Source organism: Rhodococcus sp. 06-418-5, from assembly GCF_002258285.1.
GTDB lineage: Bacteria > Actinomycetota > Actinomycetes > Mycobacteriales > Mycobacteriaceae > Rhodococcoides.
In genome coordinates this window covers 884,837-902,635 of record NZ_NOYE01000012.1, presented here as the reverse complement: position 1 = coordinate 902,635, position 17,799 = coordinate 884,837, and the positions used below count along the sequence as shown (strand labels likewise).

The following is a 17,799-nucleotide window of genomic DNA, read 5'->3' as shown; positions in this document are numbered from 1 at the left end:
GGAAACGCCCGGTCCCATTCCGAACCCGGAAGCTAAGCCCTCCAGCGCCGATGGTACTGCACTCGACAGGGTGTGGGAGAGTAGGACACCGCCGAACACCCGTTGTAAGAAGGGGACCCACCTGGTGGGTCCCCTTTTTGCGTTTGTACCGAAATCCGAAAGGACGCCCGTGTCGGAAGACAACAACGATCGTCGCCCCTCCCGAGGGGACGGCGGCAACCGCCCGAGCGAGTCCCGAGACCGCAACCCCCGCGCTCAGGACCGCCGCGGAGACCCGCGTCGCTCGGACGGTCCTCCTCGCAGGCGCGGCGGTGAAGGTGGATTCTCCGGAGATCGGCGCGGAAACAGCGCATCGTCGGACCGTCGACCGCCGCGTCCGGATGAACCGGATCTGCCCGACGAGGTCGAAGCCGGGCAGCTCGAGCCGGCAGTGCGCCGAGACCTGTTGAGCTTGGACAAGAACAATGCCACTGCTGTGGCCCGTCACCTCGTGATGACCAGCAGACTGCTCGACGACGATCCGCAGTTGGCGCTACTGCATGCGCGCGCTGCTCGTCAGCGTGCCGGTCGTATCGCTGTAGTCCGTGAGACCGCGGGAATCGCGGCGTACCACGCTGGTGAGTGGGCCGAAGCGTTGTCCGAGCTTCGCGCTGCCCGACGCATGGCAGGCGGGCCGGGTCTGATCGCTGTGATGGCCGACTGCGAGCGCGGACTGGGACGTCCCGAGCGCGCTATCGAACTCGGTCGCAGCGACGAGGCGCGTGAGCTGACCGGTGAGGAGGCGTCGGAGCTTCGAATCGTCGTGGCAGGTGCGCGGATGGACCTGAACCAGTACGACCAGGCCGTCGTCACGCTGCAGACCCCGGACCTCGACGCGTCGCGATCCGGAACCGCTGCCGCGCGCCTGTTCTACGTCTACGCCGATGCGCTGGTTGCTGCAGGTCGCGTCGATGAAGGTGTGAAATGGTTCCTCAACGCTGCTGCGGCCGATGTCGATGGTGAGACCGACGCCGAAGAGCGGGTCGAGGAGCTGTCCGGAGGCAGTCAGTGACGTTGCTACGCGACGCCCACGACGTTCTGCTGCTCGACCTCGACGGCACCGTCTACGCCGGCAAGGATCCCATTCCCGGTGCAGTCGAAGCATTGTCGGGTGGGGCCGAGAAGCAGTACTTCGTCACCAACAATGCCAGTCGTGCTCCCGAGGACGTCGCCGAACATCTACGTAGTCTCGGGTTCGCTACCTCAGCAGAGTTCGTCGTCACCAGTTCCGAGGCGGCCGCTCGGGTACTCGCGGGCAAGGTGGACCCGGGTTCACGGGTACTCGTCGTCGGCACCGACGCATTGGCGAACGAGATCACCAAGGTCGGTCTGGAACCGGTCAGGTCTGCCGACGACGATCCCGTGGCCGTGGTGCAGGGGCACTCCGTCGATACAGGCTGGAAGATGCTTGCCGAGGCTGTCCTCGCCATCCGTGCGGGTGCGCTGTGGGTGGCTACGAACATCGACGCCACCTTGCCGACCGAGCGTGGACTCGTGTTGGGGAACGGCTCGATGGTCGCGGCGGTTCGCAACGCCACCGATATCGAGCCCGTCGTGGCAGGCAAACCGGCCGCCCCGATCATGCACGACGCCATCGAGCGCAGCGGAGCACGCGCGGCCCTCGTCGTCGGAGACAGGCTCGATACCGACATCGCTGGTGCGAACGAAATCGGTCTGCCCTCGCTGCTGGTGTTGACCGGCGTCAGTACCGCTGCCGAGTTGCTGCATGCGCCTCGGCATCTGCGCCCCACTCACATCGGCCTCGATCTCGGAGTCCTGAACAAGGACGAGATGGCGTCGAGCGCCGGCAGCAAGACCGGTTGGACGGTCGCCATCGACGACGAGGTGCTCTCGGTGCAGTACGGCGGGGACGGTACGCCCGATGCGTTCGAGGGTGCGCTTGCCACACTGCACGTCGCCTGGTCCGGCTCGGCCTTCTCGGACATTCGCTTCGAGGGGGATGGACTCGGCGATCTGCGTTCGCTGCTCGGGTGCTGATACCGCATTCGACAGCAGTGTTCCGAGAGCGGCGGCGATCGGGCGTACGTCGGACCCATCCGATAGCGTGAGAGGCGATGAGCGCGTCTATTCCACTACCAGGACAGCACCGGCCGAGCGGTGCAGGCGATGAGTCGTCTGCAGATCCGGACACTGTTCGCACCGAAGTAACCTCGCTGCTGAATCAACTCACGATCGAGTCGACTTCCCACGAGGAATCCGAGGCTGTGGATTCCGACGCCCTTGCGCGCGACGCGAGTCTGCTCGACCGCGCGCACGAGGTACTCGTGCGCGCCCTGACCACCGTCGACAAGACCTGACGTGGCTCGTCGCGCACGGGTCGACGCCGAGCTGGTTCGTCGTGGACTCGCCCGATCTCGCGAGCACGCTTCGGAGCTGATAGAAGCGGGCCGGGTGAAGATCGCCGGGACCGTGGCCTCCAAGCCCGCGACCGCGGTGGAACCGGGCACACCGCTTCTGGTGGCCGAAGAAGACAACGAGGTCTCGTGGGCCTCCCGCGGCGCGCACAAATTGCTCGGCGCCCTCGACGCATTCGAGCCGCTCGGGCTGACCGTCGAGCGTGCACGTTGTCTGGACGCCGGTGCATCCACCGGTGGCTTCACCGACGTGCTTCTCAGTCGAGGTGTGCGTGAAGTGGTCGCCGTCGACGTGGGATACGGGCAGCTGGTGTGGCGTCTGCAATCCGACGACCGCGTTCATGTCATCGACCGCACCAACGTTCGGTCGATCGATGCGGAGACGATCGGTGGACCGGTGGACGTGATCGTCGCAGACCTGTCGTTCATCTCGCTCAAGCTCGTTCTTCCCGCATTCGTTGCCTGCTCGAAGTCGGGTACCGACATGGTGTTGATGGTCAAGCCACAGTTCGAGGTCGGCAAGGATCGAGTGGGTTCCGGAGGTGTGGTGCGCGATCCTGCACTGCGCGCCGAGGCCGTCGAGGACGTGGCGAAGGCGGCCGTCGCCTCGAATCTCACGGTGCAAGCTGTGGCGGCAAGCCCACTGCCGGGGCCGTCGGGCAATGTCGAGTACTTTTTGTGGCTGAGGGCAGGTGTGGGCGAGGACTCGCCACGCGCCGACATCACGGAACTCGTCCGGCTCGCGATCGAGGAAGGACCACAGTGACTCCGTCCCAGTCAGTACCGGAACGGGAGTCGACTCGAGAGATTCTTCTCGTCGCCCATCCAGGTCGACCGGACATCGCCGAAACCGCGCGTCGGGTGGGCAAGGTCTTCGACGAAGCGGGCATCTGCCTTCGTGTGCTCGTCGACGAGGTCGAGCCATCGAAGATCGAAGCCTCCGATACGGAGGAACACGACCATGTGTTCGTCGCGGACATGAAGCTCAACGTCGTCGAGTTCGGACCGGACGCAGCCGCCGGCTGCGAGATGGTCCTCGTGCTCGGAGGTGACGGGACCTTCCTGCGCGCAGCCGAGCTCGCGCAAGCGGCCTCGATACCGGTGCTCGGCATCAACCTCGGGCACGTCGGGTTCCTGGCCGAGGCCGAGGCCGACCATCTTGAAGGTGCCCTCGCTCGCGTCATCGCCGGGGATTACCGCATCGAACAACGCATGACGTTGGACATTGCGATTCGTGTGGGCGATCAGGTGGTCGATCGGGGCTGGGCACTGAACGAAGCGAGCATCGAGAACGGGTCGCGGCTCGGGGTGCTCGAGGTCGTGCTCGAAGTCGATGGGCGCCCGGTGTCCGCATTCGGGTGCGACGGCGTTCTGATCTCGACGCCGACGGGCTCGACGGCCTACGCGTTCTCGGCCGGTGGGCCTGTGGTCTGGCCGGAACTCGAAGCGATATTGGTCATTCCGAGCAACGCGCACGCTTTGTTCGCGCGGCCGCTCGTCACCAGCCCCGAGTCGATCATCGCGGTCGAGATCGATGCGGGCGGACACGCAGGATTCGTATTCTGCGATGGCAGGCGCACACTGAGCCTGCCGGCAGGTGCTCGCGTCGAGGTGGTGCGGGGAGCGTCACCGATCAAATGGGTTCGACTCGATTCGGCACCGTTCGCCGATCGCATGGTCAAGAAATTCGAACTGCCCGTTACCGGGTGGCGGGGGAGAGCGAGGTAGGAATGCTCGAAGAGATTCGGATCGACAGCCTCGGAGTCATTTCCGGTGCCAGCGCACAGTTTCACGAGGGGCTGACCGTACTCACCGGCGAGACCGGTGCGGGTAAGACCATGGTGGTCACCAGTCTGCACCTGTTGTCGGGTGCCCGCGCCGACGCAGGCCGGGTTCGGCTCGGCGCACAGCGTGCTGTCGTGGAGGGGCGATTCAGTACCGACACCGCGTCGGAGCAGGTGATCGACGACGTCGACAAGGTGCTCGAGTCCTCGGGAGGTCAACGCGACGAGGACAATTCGATCATCGCCGTGCGTACCGTCAACTCGGACGGTCGCTCGCGTGCGCACCTCGGTGGGCGCAGCGTGCCCGCATCGGTGCTGTCGAACTTCACCGACTCGCTGCTGACCGTGCACGGTCAGAACGACCAGCTGCGGCTGCTGCGTCCCGATCAGCAACTCGGCGCGCTGGACAGATTCGCCGGGGACGCGGTGGCGTCCCTGGTGTCGAAGTACCGCACCGCGCGCAAGACGTGGCTCGACGCGCGCAACGAGCTGATCGACCGCACCGAACGCAGCCGCGAGCTGGCGCAGGAAGCCGATCGGCTGCAGTTCGGCCTGCAGGAGATCGACTCTCTGGCACCGGAGCCGGGTGAAGATCGCTCCGTGGCCGAGGATGTGCGTCGGCTGGGGGACCTCGATTCGCTGCGTGAGACCGCGGAAGGTGCCTCGGCAGCACTCGTCGGGAGTACCGAGGAGGCGTCGGACACGGCGTCCGCGCTGTACCTGCTGGGCGAGGCTCGCTCTCGCCTCGAACATGCCGAGGACGCAGCACTGACCGAGCTGTTGCCGCGACTGAACGACGCGATGGCGATCGTGGGCGACATCGGGGCAGACCTCACCTCGTACTTGACGGATCTGCCGTCCGATCCGGGTGCCCTCGACACGATCCTGAACCGGCAGGCCGAGCTGAAGTCGTTGACGCGCAAGTACGCCGCCGATGTCGACGGCGTCATCGCCTGGGCGGAAGACGCCCGCGAGCGACTCTCGCACATCGACACCTCGGCCGATGCGCTCGCCGAGTTGAGCGCCAAGGTCGATGCGGCTGCGATCGACGTCGCGGCGGCTGCGTCGAAGCTCAGTGCGGCTCGAGCGAAGGCCGCCGTGAAGCTCTCGAAGGCGGTCAGCGTCGAGCTGGCGGGCCTGGCGATGGGAAAAGCCAAGCTGCAGATCGATGTTCGCGCACTTCCCGCCGGACCGTCCGACACGGCCCCGATCGTCGTCGACGGTACCGAATTGCATGCGGGCAGCAACGGCGTCGACGAGGTCGAGTTTCGTCTGTCCGCGCACGACGGTGCCCAGGCGCTTCCGATCAGCAAGAGTGCATCGGGCGGTGAGCTCTCGCGGGTGATGTTGGCACTGGAAGTGGTGCTGGCGGGCTCGGACAAGGGTGCGACGATGGTCTTCGACGAGGTCGACGCCGGAGTCGGTGGTCGCGCGGCCGTCGAGGTCGGGCGTCGACTCGGCCGGTTGGCTCGCACACACCAGGTCATCGTGGTCACCCACTTGCCGCAGGTCGCTGCGTTCGCCGATACCCACCTGGTGGTCGACAAGACCGACGCCAAGAAGGGCGCGGCGAACAGCGGCGTCAGAACGTTGTCGTCGTCGGAGCGGGTCGTCGAGCTCGCGAGAATGCTCGCGGGGCTGGACGACACGGAGACCGGACGTGCGCATGCCGAGGAGCTGCTGGCCACGGCAAACGCCGATCGAGCCGCGTTGTAACTTTTGGTGCTGATGTGATCAGTGTGGTAGTTGTTTCGGCGCGCCTCCGTCGCCGGGCGTGTCGATCGGGTCATCATGGTCCTCATGAAGATGCCGGCTCTGCTGTCACGTAGTCAGGATTCGCTGCCCGGAATCACCGGTATCGCGCGAGTCGATCGCAACACGGCCAAGCTCCTCAAACGGGTCGGCCCGGGCGACATCGTCGTGCTCGACGAGCTCGACCTCGATCGCCTGACCGCAGATGCGCTCGTCGAGGCGGGGGTGCTGGCGGTGGTCAACGCGTCGCCGTCGATCTCCGGGCGCTATCCCAACCTCGGTCCCGAGGTCATCGTCGCCAACGGAATCACCTTGATCGACTCGGCCGGCACCGAAGTCTTCAAGAAGATCAAGGACGGCACCAAGATCCGCCTCAACGACGGCGGCGTCTACACCGGCGATCGTCGTCTCGCCAAGGGCGAGGAGCAGAGCGAAGCCGAGATCTCCGACAAGATGATCGAGGCCAAGACGGGCCTGGTCGACCATCTCGAAGCGTTCTCGGGCAACACGATCGAGTTCATCCGAACCGAGAGTCCGTTGCTCATCGACGGAGTCGGCGTGCCGGACATCGACATCGACCTCGAGGGCCGTCACGTGGTCATCGTCGCAGACGGACCCGGTCACGCCGAGGATCTGAAGAATCTCAAGCCGTTCATCAAGGAGTACTCGCCCGTCATCATCGGCGTCGGTGCGGGTGCCGACACCGCGATGAAGGCGGGCCATCGCCCCGACCTCATCGTCGGCGATCCCGAGGACGTCACTGCGCAGACGCTCAAATGCGGTGCAGAGGTTGTGCTTCCGGCGGATTCGGACGGACACGCGCAGGGTCTCGAGCGCATTCAGGATCTCGGTATCGGTGCCATGACGTTCCCGGCCACCGGTGCCGCTGCCGACCTCGCGCTGTTGTTGGCCGATCATCACGGGGCCTCGCTCATCGTGTCGGTGGGTAGCCCGGCCAGCCTGGACGAGTTCTTCGATCGTGGTCGACGCAACACCAATCCGGCCGCATTCATGACGCGTCTGAAGGTCGGTGCCAAGTTGGTCGACGCCAAAGCTGTTGCGACGCTGTACCGCAGCCGTGTGTCCGGCGGTGCGATCGCGCTGTTGATTCTGGCGGCGCTCGTTGCCGTGATCGTGGCGTTGGCCGTGTCCAACATCGGCGGTGAAGCGTTGGATTGGGCAATCGATCTGTGGAACCGGTTCGCTCTGTGGTTCCAGGGGTTGCTTTCGTGATTTCGCTTCGCCAACATGCCATTTCGCTGGCAGCGGTCTTCGTGGCCCTGGCCATCGGCATCGTGCTCGGTTCGGGTCTGCTCTCGAGCGGTCTGGTGTCGGGCCTTCGAGACGACAAGACCGGCCTCGAAACTCAGGTGGACGATCTGGAGGCGACCAACAATCGCCTGGGTGAGCAGCTCAACTCGGCCGACGGCTTCGACGCTGCGGTTTCGGGCCGAGTGTTGCGGGATACGTTGGTCGATCGCAGCGTCGTGGTGATCACCACCCCGGACGCCGACCCCGGCGACGTGGACGGAGTCACGCGGTCGATCGGAGCCTCGGGCGCCACCGTCACCGGTCGGGTGTCGCTGACCGATTCGTTCGTCTCCGCTGCGAACGGCGACGATCTTCGGACGCGTTTGACCAACGTCATTCCGGCCGGCGTGCAGTTGCGCACCGGCGCGGTGGACCAGGGCAGTCTCGCGGGGGACCTGCTGGGTTCGGTGTTGCTGCTGAACGCCGAGACCGCCCAGCCGCAGTCGACTCCCGAGGAGCTCTCGCTGGCACTGGAGACGCTGCGCAGCGGCGGGTTCATCGCGTACGACAACGGTGCCGTCGCACCCGCTCAGTTGGCTGTGGTCGTCACCGGTTCCGGTACCTCGGACGTGGAGGACGGCAATCGTGGGGCCATCGTCGCCCGCTTCGCGGGAGCCCTCGATTCACGTGGTGCAGGCGCGGTACTGGCCGGTCGCTCCGGTGCGGCCGAGGGCAACGGTTCCATCGCTGTCGTGCGAGCCGATTCGGCGCTGTCGTCCGCTCTCAGCACGGTCGACAACGTCGACCGTGAAGCAGGACGGATCACCACCGTTCTTGCCTTGGCGGAGCAGCTGGACGGCGCGTCCGGCCGTTACGGCACCGGAGCCAATGCCAACGCCGTGACCGTCGGAGCGCCGGCGAGCTGATCGTCGTACGAACGCGCGTGTCGTTGGCGGTGAGGTAGGTACTGGTGTTACCGTGAAGTCCCGTGGGTAGCAGGCCCAATTTCCACGCTTCACCTCTCTTATCAGCCCCCTGATAGGAGCAAGCCCTGCAGACTCGTCACGGGAGCCTCATTGTCACGCCTTCAGTCGCGTTCCGACACCAAGCACATTTTCGTCAGCGGGGGCGTCGCGTCCTCGCTCGGAAAAGGCCTGACGGCATCGAGCCTCGGCCAGCTACTGACCGCACGCGGACTGCGCGTGACCATGCAGAAGCTCGATCCTTACCTCAACGTCGATCCCGGCACGATGAACCCGTTCCAGCACGGTGAGGTCTTCGTCACCGAAGACGGATCCGAGACGGACCTCGACGTCGGACACTACGAGCGGTTCCTCGACCGTGATCTGTCCGGTTTCGCCAATGTCACCACCGGCCAGGTCTACTCGACGGTCATCGCCAAGGAACGCCGCGGTGAGTATCTGGGCGACACCGTTCAGGTCATCCCGCACATCACCGACGAGATCAAGCGTCGCATTCTCGCGATGAACGGCCCCGACCTACAGGGTCACCAGCCGGACGTCGTGATCACCGAAATCGGCGGCACCGTCGGCGATATCGAGTCGCAGCCGTTCCTCGAAGCCGCGCGTCAGGTGCGCCACGACGTCGGCCGAAACAATGTGTTCTTCCTGCACGTGTCGCTGGTTCCGTTCCTGGCTCCGTCCGGTGAACTCAAGACCAAACCAACCCAGCACTCCGTCGCGGCGCTGCGCAGCATCGGTATTCAGCCCGACGCATTGATTCTGCGTTGCGATCGCGACGTACCGCCAGGATTGAAGAACAAGATCGCGCTGATGTGCGACGTCGACGTCGACGGCTGCATCTCCACGCCCGACGCGCCGTCGATCTACGACATTCCCAAGGTGCTGCACAAGGAAGGCCTCGACGCGTACGTCGTTCGTCAGCTCGGTCTGCCGTTCCGTGATGTGGACTGGACCATCTGGGGTGGACTGCTCGAGCGTGTTCACCAGCCACGTGAGACCGTGCGCGTCGGTCTGGTCGGCAAGTACGTGGACCTGCCCGACGCGTACCTGTCGGTCACCGAGGCGCTGCGTGCAGGCGGATTCGCTCATCGCGCGAAGGTCGAGATCAAGTGGGTCCCATCCGACGAGTGCTCGACGCCCGCCGGCGCGCAGGCCGCGTTGGGCGATGTCGATGCCGTGCTCATTCCCGGTGGCTTCGGTATCCGCGGTATCGAGGGCAAGCTCGGGGCCATCGAGTTCGCACGTACGCGCAAGATTCCGTTGCTGGGGTTGTGCCTCGGGTTGCAGTGTGTCGTCATCGAGGCGGCTCGTTCGGTCGGTCTGACGGACGCCAACTCCGCCGAGTTCGACCCGGACACCAAGGATCCGGTGATCTCCACGATGGCCGATCAGGAAGATGCCGTCGCCGGTGACGCCGATCTGGGCGGCACGATGCGTCTCGGTGCCTACCCGGCAACCCTGCAGAAGGGTTCGGTCGTCGCGGCGTCGTACGGCACCGAAAGCGTTTCCGAGCGTCACCGTCATCGCTACGAGGTCAACAACGACTACCGGGATCGAATTGCCAAGAGCGGCTTGGTGTTCAGCGGTACTTCTCCGGACGGCCACCTGGTCGAGTTCGTCGAGCTGCCTGCCTCCGTGCACCCGTTCTTCGTGGCCACTCAGGCGCATCCGGAGCTCAAGAGCCGGCCCACCCGTCCGCATCCACTGTTCGCGTCGTTGATCAATGCCGCGCTGAAGTACAAGGCCGCGGAGCGTCTGCCGGTCGACGTGCACGGAGATACGGGTCAGACGGAGGAATCGGACGTCGCCGCCGAGACCGTCGGATGAGCGAGCCTCGGCACGAGTTCACCACCCTCGATTCGTCGGTGCCGTACTCCGGCGCAATTCTCGCGCTCCGGCTCGACCAGGTGGCGATGCCGAACGGTCGTCAGGCCGAGCGCGAGGTGATCGAGCATCACGGCGCGGTCGGGATCCTGGCCGTCGACGACCGGGATCGTGTGGTGATGATCGAGCAGTACCGGCATCCCGTAGGTCGTCGATTGTGGGAGTTGCCTGCCGGTCTGCTGGACGAGCCGGGGGAGCAGCCGGTGGTTGCGGCTCAGCGTGAGCTCGCCGAGGAGACCGGGCTCGCCGCGCAGACGTGGTCGGTTCTGGTCGATGTGCTTGCCTCGCCCGGGTTCACCGACGAGGCCGTGCGGATCTTCCTCGCGCAGGGCCTGACCGAGGTCGATCGGCCCGAGGCACACGACGAGGAAGCCGACATCGAGCTCTTCTACGTTCCGGTGGACGAGGCCGTCCGCCGTGCGCTGTCGGGCGAGATCGTCAACGCAACCGCCGTCGCGGGCGTTCTCGCGTTCGCCGCGGCGCGCGCTACCGGTACAGAACTGCGTTCGGCCGATGCGCCGTGGGCGGATCTGCCGACGGCCTTCGAGAAGCGAAAGAGTTCGCGAAAGTAGCCACCGTGATCGGCCAGCAGATTCAGACGTACCTCGACCATCTGGTGGTCGAGCGCGGGTCGGCACCGAACACGGTGTCGTCCTACCGTCGCGATCTGGTGCGGTACGAGCGGTTCCTCAGCGGCTACGGCATCACCGATCTGGCGAAGGTCGCCGAGAACGACATCACCGAGTTCGTGCTCTATCTACGGCGCGGTGACGACGAGTTCCCGGCACTCGCAGCGAGTTCGGCGGCCCGGACGTTGATCGCGGTGCGCGGTCTGCACAGGTTTGCGCTCGCGGAGGGGATGGTCGAGCGCAACGTCGCGAGCGAGGTCAAGCCGCCGCAGCCGGCCAAGCGGTTGCCGAAGTCGCTGCCCGTCGATCAGGTGGTTGCACTGCTCGAGTCGGCGTCGATCGCCGGTCCCGATGCCCCACGCGGACTGCGGGATCGGGCTCTGCTGGAGCTGCTCTATTCCACCGGGGCTCGTATATCCGAGGCAGTCGGGCTCGACGTCGACGACATCGACACCGAGGCTCGCTCGGTGCTGCTGCGCGGCAAAGGCGGCAAGCATCGCATCGTGCCGGTCGGGCGACCCGCTGTCGAGGCCGTCGACGCGTACCTGGTGCGCGGCCGGCCGGGGCTGGTCTCCCGCTCGAATCCTGCCCTGTTCCTCAACGTTCGGGGCGGCAGGTTGTCTCGACAGAGTGCGTGGCAGGTGTTGCAGGATTCGGCCGTGCGGGCCGGGATCACCGCGGGGGTATCACCACACGTCCTTCGGCATTCGTTCGCCACTCACCTGCTGGACGGCGGCGCCGACGTCCGCGTCGTGCAGGAGCTGTTGGGGCATGCGTCGGTGACGACGACGCAGATCTACACCCTCGTCACCGTCAACACTCTGCGTGAAGTGTGGGCAGGAGCGCATCCACGGGCCCGGTAGCACGAGGCCGGCTGTCGTGCGTCAGCGTGTCCGGTGACGATGCGCGAGCGTCAAGCGGTAGCGTTTGCGTGAACTACTCGAAGACGGACGGGACAGGGGAGCGCTGGAACGTGTCGACACCGCAGCCGCCAGCGGCGGAGTCAGGCTTGAATCATCCGCATCTCGACGGTGCCCTGTTCCAGACGCGTCAACCGGAATCCAGTCGGGAGACACACGACATCATTCCCGCGCCGAACGAGCTCGGGCCCACCGGTCGCAAGACCAGGGCCGTCCCCGATCCGCAACCGCTGGCCAGTCACGGCCCGGCCAAGATCATCGCGATGTGCAACCAGAAGGGTGGCGTCGGCAAGACGACGTCGACCATCAATCTCGGTGCCTCGTTGGCCGGCTACGGCCGCCGCGTGCTGCTCGTGGATCTCGACCCGCAGGGCGCACTGTCTGCGGGATTGGGCGTCGCACATCACGAGCTCGATCTGACGGTCTACAACCTCCTCGTCGAAGCGAAGGTCTCCGCCGACGACATCATCATGCGCACTCGCGTCGAGAACCTCGATCTGATGCCCAGCAACATCGATCTCTCCGCAGCCGAGATTCAGTTGGTCACCGAGGTCGGCCGGGAGCAGACACTCGGGCGGGTGCTGCATCCGATTCTCGATCGCTACGACTACGTCCTCATCGATTGCCAGCCGTCGCTCGGTCTGTTGACGGTCAACGCGCTCACGTGTGCCGACGAAGTGCTGATCCCCATGGAGTGCGAGTACTTCAGTCTGCGCGGACTGGCGTTGTTGAACGACACCGTCGAGAAGGTGCGCGATCGGCTCAACCCGCGGCTCACGTTGGCCGGCATCGTGGTGACGATGTTCGACGCCCGCACATTGCACTCGCGTGAGGTGATGACGCGAGTGGTCGAGGTGTTCGGCGACGTCGTCTACGACACGGTGATCACCCGTACCGTCCGATTCCCGGAAACCAGTGTGGCCGGTGAGCCGATCACCACGTGGGCTCCGAAATCCGGCGGCGCACAGGCGTACCGCGCCCTCGCGCGCGAGGTGATCTACCGGTCGGGTCCGTGACCGTCGACGCTGCCGACGAGGCCCCGATCGAGGTTCCGGCCGACGCGGATCCGTCGAAATTCCGGGTGCGGTTGCTCAACTTCGAGGGTCCGTTCGATCTGCTGCTGTCGTTGATCAGTCAGCATCGAATGGACGTCACCGAAGTGGCGTTGCACACCGTCACCGACGATTTCATCTCGTTCACCAAGTCGCTCGGTGCCGATGTCGGCCTCGACCAGACGACGGAATTCCTCGTCGTCGCCGCGACGCTGCTCGACCTCAAGGCAGCACGGTTGCTGCCCTCGGGCGATGTGGAGGACGCCGAGGATCTTGCGCTGCTCGAAGTTCGAGATCTACTGTTCGCCCGGCTACTTCAATACCGGGCCTACAAGCAGGTCGCTCTGCTGTTCGGTGAACTGGAAGCTGCTGCGCTGCGACGTTATCCGCGATCGGTGTCGGTGGAGGACAGGTACGCCGATCTGATTCCCGAGGTGCTGCTCGGCGTCGACCCGGCCACATTCGCCGACATCGCCGCTGCGGCATTTCGCCCCAAACCGATTCCGCAGGTGGGGCTCGATCACATCCATCAGCACGCGGTCTCGATCCCGGAGCAGGCGGCGTGGCTGCTCGACAATCTGCAGGGCCGAGGCCTCAACGAGTGGGCATCGTTCTCGGAGTTGGTGCAGGACTGCGAGGTGCAGGTCGAAATAATCGCGCGATTCCTGGCGTTGCTGGAGCTGTTCCGCCAACAGGTGATCGCGTTCGAGCAGCCCGAGCCGCTCGGCGATCTCCGAGTGAGTTGGACCGGTAAGGACGAAGGACCCATCGTGGTCACGGAAGAGGACTACGCATGAGTGTCGACCCGGAGCTCGAGCTCGAGGACGGCGAGAATTCCGAGGAGCTCGACGACGCCACCCTCGCCTCGGCTCTGGAAGCTGTGTTGCTGATCGTCGATACCCCTGCCTCGGACGAGCAACTCGCCTCGGCGGTGGGTGCGTCGGTAGCGCGCGTGCGCGCAACCCTGAACGAGATGGCTGCCGCACTGACCGAACGAACCAGCGGAATAGACCTTCGCTACGCCGGTGACGGATGGCGTTTCTACACCCGAACCGCCTATGCGCCGTACGTCGAACGGCTGCTTCTGGACGGGGCTCGGTCCAAGCTCACACGCGCGGCATTGGAAACCCTGGCCGTGATCGCATATCGTCAACCGTTGACCCGCGCACGAGTCAGCGCCGTACGTGGAGTCAACGTCGATGGAGTGATGCGTACGTTGCTCGCCCGTGGACTGATCTCCGAAGCAGGAACGGACCCGGAGACGAACGGCACGATGTACTGCACCACCGAGTTGTTCCTCGAACGGCTCGGGCTCGCATCGCTCGGTGACCTACCCGAACTGGCACCGCTGTTGCCGGGTGTGGACCTGATCGACGAGATCAGTGACAGCATGGACACCGACCCGAGAACGACCCGCTCCACCAAGAACCGCGGATCGAAACCCGATCCGGCAGCCGAGCTCGACTCGGACGACTGATAGGTAAGACAAGTGAACAAGCCCGCTCGCCGTGATGGCACACCGGACCGTAACAAGAGACAAGACCCACGCAGGAAGCCGACCGCAGGTAGGTCGGACACTCCGCGTGACGCGCGCCGCGGAGATCGCACCCGCGACGCAGCGCCCCGTGACGGCGCTCCCCGTACCGGGGGACCCCGTGCTGGTGCACCCCGCACCGGAGCTCCTCGTGCAGGAGCCCGGCCGGCCCCGCGCAAGGGCGTCGAGCAGGAATCCTTCGATTACAAGCCTGTCGAGACCGGCATCAACGACCGCAGCAACGACGCCGTTCCTCGCAAGAAGCCCTCGCGTCCCAAGCCGCCGAAGCCGCAGAAGAAGCAGGTTCCGTCGACCACGATCAGCAACGCCAAGCCGGCAAAGCATCAGCACACCGATTCCTCACCGCGCAAGCACGTACCCGCCGGTGAAGGCGTTCGGTTGCAGAAGGTGCTCGCGCAGGCAGGCGTCGCATCGCGTCGTGCCGCCGAGGAACTGATCGCCGACGGCCGCGTCGAGGTCGACGGACGCATCGTCACCGAACAGGGCATCCGCATCGATCCCAACATCGCTGTGGTCCGCGTCGACGGCACTCGCGTGGTCGTGAAGGAAGAGCTCGTTCACCTCGCGATGAACAAGCCGCGTGGATGGCAGTGCACCATGTCCGACGATCTGGGACGCCCGTGCGTCGGCGACATCGTCTCCGAGCGCGTGCAGGCGGGGCAGCGACTGTTCCACGTCGGACGCCTCGATGCCGACACCGAGGGGCTGTTGCTCTTCACCAACGACGGTGATCTTGCTCACCGTCTGATGCACCCGTCGTTCGAGGTCTCCAAGACCTACCTCGCGACGCTGTTCGGCACCATTCCCCGCACTCTGGGCAAGCAGCTGCGTGAAGGCGTGACACTCGACGACGGCCCGGTGAAGGTCGACGGCTTCCAGCTGCTCGACATCTCGGACGGCAAGTCTCTCGTCAAGGTGACGCTCCACGAGGGCCGCAAGCACATCGTGCGTCGGTTGTTCGACAAGGTCGGCTTCCCCGTCGGACGTCTCGTGCGTACCGATGTCGGCAACATCGTGCTCGGCGATCAGCGTCCAGGAACACTGCGTGTCCTCGGACGCGGCGAGATCGGCAAGCTCTACGAATCCGTGGGCCTGTGATGAGCGCGCTCGTGGTGGCGATGGACGGGCCTTCGGGCACCGGCAAATCCTCGGTATCGCGCAGGCTCGCATCGGCACTCGAAGCAAGCTACCTCGACACCGGTGCGATGTACCGCGTGGCGACGGTGTGGGTGCTGCGCTCGGGCGTCGAGCCCACCGATGCAGACGCTGTCGCGAAAGCTGTTGCAGCACTTCCCCTCGAGATCGGCAAGGACCCGCTGTCCGAGACCGTTCTGCTCGACGGTGAGGACGTCAGCGGCGAGATCCGCGGCGATGCGGTCACCAAGGCCGTCTCGGCCGTCTCCGCAGTGCCTGCGGTGCGCGAGCTCTTGGTGCAGATGCAGCGTGACCTTGCGAGTTCGTCGACGCGAATCGTGGTGGAGGGACGCGACATCGGCACCGTCGTTCTTCCCGACGCCGACGTGAAGGTGTTCCTGACTGCCTCACCGGAAGCGCGGGCACAGCGTCGCAACAAACAGAACATCGAACAGGGTCGCGACGACGACTACGAATCCGTGCTCGCGGACGTGCAACGCCGCGATCACGCAGATTCGACGAGAGCAGTGTCACCGCTTCGTCCCGCCGAGGATTCGGTGATCGTCGATACCAGCGAGCTGGATCTCGACGGCGTGATCGAGCGTTTGCTGCTCGTGGTGAACGACAGAAGTGGAGCAGTCCAGTGAGTGAAGAATTCTTCTCCGGCGCAGCGGAAACCGCGGGCGACGGAACATGGAGTGACGAGGGCGAGTGGGAGTACGTCGACCTCAACGAAGGTGAAGACGGCGAAGATGCCGTAGCGGTACCGACTCTCGCCGTGGTGGGCCGACCGAACGTCGGTAAGTCGACGCTCGTCAACCGCATCATCGGACGACGCGAAGCAGTGGTCGAAGACGTCCCAGGCGTCACCCGTGACCGGGTGTCGTACGAGGCGAACTGGAGTGGTCGACGCTTCCTGGTGCAGGACACCGGCGGTTGGGAACCCGACGCGAAGGGTCTGCAGCAATCCGTTGCGCGCCAGGCCGAGTTGGCGATGAACACCGCCGATGCGATCCTGTTGGTCGTCGATGCGCGAGTCGGTTCGACGACGACGGACGAGGCAGTGGCGCGAGTACTGCGTCGCTCGAAGACTCCGGTTCTGTTGGTGGCCAACAAGGTCGACGACGGCCGCACCGAGTCCGAGGTTGCCGCGCTGTGGTCGCTGGGTCTGGGGGAGCCGCTGTCGGTCTCGGCCACCCATGGCCGCGGTACCGGTGATCTGCTGGATCGCGTGCTCGAGGCCTTGCCCGAGACGCCGCGTGAGGGAATTCCCGGTGGGGGACCCAGGCGTGTCGCTCTGGTCGGTAAGCCGAACGTTGGCAAGTCCTCGTTGATCAACAAGCTGTCGGGCGACGAGCGCTCGGTGGTGCACGATGTTGCCGGCACCACCGTCGATCCTGTCGACTCGTTGGTCGAATTGGGCGGCAAGACTTGGCGATTCGTCGATACCGCAGGACTGCGTAAGCGCGTCAGCCATGCCAGCGGTGCCGAGTTCTACGCGTCGCTGCGCACCAAGTCCGCCATCGAGGCCGCCGAGGTCGCGATTCTGCTTCTCGATGCCTCACAGGTGATCTCGGAGCAGGACATGCGTGTGCTGAGCATGGTCTCCGATGCCGGCCGCGCGTTGGTGTTGGCGTTCAACAAGTGGGATCTGGTGGACGATGATCGTCGTCAGCAGCTCGAGAAGGAGATCGATCGTGATCTCGCTCGGGTGCCGTGGGCGCAGCGTGTGAACATCTCGGCACAGACGGGCCGTGCGGTACAGAAGCTCGTACCTGCGCTCGAGACGGCTCTGGAGTCGTGGGACAAGCGAGTGCCCACCGGACGCCTCAACACGTGGCTCAAGGAAGTCGTGGCGGCCACACCGCCGCCGATGCGTGGCGGACGTCTGCCGCGCATCATGTTCGCGACGCAGGCCAGCACGCGGCCGCCGACGTTCGTGCTGTTCACCACAGGGTTCCTCGAGGCCGGCTATCGCCGATTCATCGAGCGGCGTCTGCGTGAGGAGTTCAACTTCGACGGCAGCCCCGTGCGTGTGTCGGTGCGTATCCGGGAGAAGCGGGAACGGCCGGGCAAGGGCAACAACCGCTGACGTAGTCCGGTACCGCCCCTGAGCAGGCGATTTCCTCTCAGGGGTAGGGCTGGGGTAATCTCAGCAAGCGCCTTTTGAGGCGCGGCGGGCTGTGGCGCAGCTTGGTAGCGCACTTGACTGGGGGTCAAGTGGTCGCAGGTTCAAATCCTGTCAGCCCGACAGATTGATGCAGGTTGGAGGCGGTTTCGGAGAGATCCGGAGCCGTCTTTTTCGTGTGCGTGCCGCGGGAGTGTCACTTCTCGGTACCTACACGATCGAACTCGGCGCCGAGGCGCTGTCCAGGTGTATCCGCTGGCGTCCGGCGATCTGCGTGCGTCGGTCGAATGGACCTGAGCGGACGGAGCCACTT

At 65.2% G+C, this 17,799-nt stretch carries 17 protein-coding genes, 1 tRNA gene and 1 rRNA gene; all 19 read left to right on the top strand.

What is annotated here, in order from left to right; genetic code table 11:
* A 5S ribosomal RNA gene (gene rrf, locus CH274_RS09775) occupies positions 1-97 on the top strand; the annotation flags it as partial.
* 72 nt (positions 98-169) lie between these two features.
* On the top strand, positions 170-1,051 hold the full coding sequence (locus CH274_RS29475; protein WP_082322671.1) for a hypothetical protein: 882 nt from the start codon (positions 170-172) through the stop codon (positions 1,049-1,051).
* Complete coding sequence (locus tag CH274_RS29470; RefSeq protein WP_094657220.1) at positions 1,048-2,037, top strand: HAD-IIA family hydrolase; 990 nt, start codon at positions 1,048-1,050, stop codon at positions 2,035-2,037. Before CH274_RS29475 ends, CH274_RS29470 begins: the two co-directional genes overlap by 4 nt.
* A gap of 77 nt (positions 2,038-2,114) precedes the next feature.
* Positions 2,115-2,357 (top strand): hypothetical protein, encoded by a 243-nt coding sequence (locus tag CH274_RS09760; protein ID WP_032398198.1) that lies wholly within the window; start codon positions 2,115-2,117, stop codon positions 2,355-2,357.
* A gap of 1 nt (position 2,358) precedes the next feature.
* On the top strand, positions 2,359-3,180 hold the full coding sequence (locus CH274_RS09755; RefSeq protein WP_032398197.1) for a TlyA family RNA methyltransferase: 822 nt from the start codon (positions 2,359-2,361) through the stop codon (positions 3,178-3,180).
* The gene (locus tag CH274_RS09750; RefSeq protein ID WP_032398196.1) at positions 3,177-4,142 is read left to right on the top strand and encodes an NAD kinase; all 966 of its coding nucleotides are present in this window, start codon (positions 3,177-3,179) and stop codon (positions 4,140-4,142) included. Before CH274_RS09755 ends, CH274_RS09750 begins: the two co-directional genes overlap by 4 nt.
* Positions 4,143-4,144: 2 nt before the next feature.
* The gene (recN, locus tag CH274_RS09745; RefSeq protein WP_176459399.1) at positions 4,145-5,914 is read left to right on the top strand and encodes a DNA repair protein RecN; all 1,770 of its coding nucleotides are present in this window, start codon (positions 4,145-4,147) and stop codon (positions 5,912-5,914) included.
* An 84-nt stretch (positions 5,915-5,998) separates the two neighbouring features.
* On the top strand, positions 5,999-7,183 hold the full coding sequence (steA, locus tag CH274_RS09740) for a putative cytokinetic ring protein SteA (RefSeq protein ID WP_032398510.1): 1,185 nt from the start codon (positions 5,999-6,001) through the stop codon (positions 7,181-7,183).
* Positions 7,180-8,127: a copper transporter gene (locus CH274_RS09735; RefSeq protein ID WP_032398509.1), complete on the top strand. Its 948-nt coding sequence runs from the start codon at positions 7,180-7,182 to the stop codon at positions 8,125-8,127. The genes steA and CH274_RS09735 overlap by 4 nt, the downstream gene beginning before the upstream one ends.
* Before the next feature lie 150 nt (positions 8,128-8,277).
* Positions 8,278-10,011, top strand: a complete 1,734-nt coding sequence (locus CH274_RS09730) for a CTP synthase (RefSeq protein WP_032398195.1) — start codon at positions 8,278-8,280, stop codon at positions 10,009-10,011.
* Positions 10,008-10,640 (top strand): NUDIX domain-containing protein, encoded by a 633-nt coding sequence (locus CH274_RS09725; protein ID WP_094657219.1) that lies wholly within the window; start codon positions 10,008-10,010, stop codon positions 10,638-10,640. The genes CH274_RS09730 and CH274_RS09725 overlap by 4 nt, the downstream gene beginning before the upstream one ends.
* A 5-nt stretch (positions 10,641-10,645) precedes the next feature.
* Complete coding sequence (gene xerD / locus CH274_RS09720; RefSeq protein WP_032398193.1) at positions 10,646-11,560, top strand: site-specific tyrosine recombinase XerD; 915 nt, start codon at positions 10,646-10,648, stop codon at positions 11,558-11,560.
* Positions 11,561-11,706: 146 nt separating this feature from the next.
* Positions 11,707-12,633 (top strand): ParA family protein, encoded by a 927-nt coding sequence (locus CH274_RS09715; protein WP_371828399.1) that lies wholly within the window; start codon positions 11,707-11,709, stop codon positions 12,631-12,633.
* Positions 12,630-13,466: a segregation and condensation protein A gene (locus CH274_RS09710; protein WP_032398191.1), complete on the top strand. Its 837-nt coding sequence runs from the start codon at positions 12,630-12,632 to the stop codon at positions 13,464-13,466. Before CH274_RS09715 ends, CH274_RS09710 begins: the two co-directional genes overlap by 4 nt.
* Positions 13,463-14,146, top strand: a complete 684-nt coding sequence (gene scpB, locus CH274_RS09705; RefSeq protein WP_045195024.1) for an SMC-Scp complex subunit ScpB — start codon at positions 13,463-13,465, stop codon at positions 14,144-14,146. Before CH274_RS09710 ends, scpB begins: the two co-directional genes overlap by 4 nt.
* A gap of 12 nt (positions 14,147-14,158) precedes the next feature.
* On the top strand, positions 14,159-15,322 hold the full coding sequence (locus CH274_RS09700) for a pseudouridine synthase (protein WP_094657218.1): 1,164 nt from the start codon (positions 14,159-14,161) through the stop codon (positions 15,320-15,322).
* Positions 15,322-16,005: a (d)CMP kinase gene (gene cmk, locus CH274_RS09695; RefSeq protein ID WP_032398189.1), complete on the top strand. Its 684-nt coding sequence runs from the start codon at positions 15,322-15,324 to the stop codon at positions 16,003-16,005. Before CH274_RS09700 ends, cmk begins: the two co-directional genes overlap by 1 nt.
* Positions 16,002-17,450, top strand: coding sequence for a ribosome biogenesis GTPase Der (gene der / locus CH274_RS09690; protein ID WP_032398188.1), 1,449 nt, complete (start codon positions 16,002-16,004; stop codon positions 17,448-17,450). Before cmk ends, der begins: the two co-directional genes overlap by 4 nt.
* 85 nt (positions 17,451-17,535) lie before the next feature.
* Positions 17,536-17,609: transfer RNA gene (locus CH274_RS09685), tRNA-Pro, on the top strand.
* The last annotated feature ends 190 nt before the right edge of the window (positions 17,610-17,799 follow it).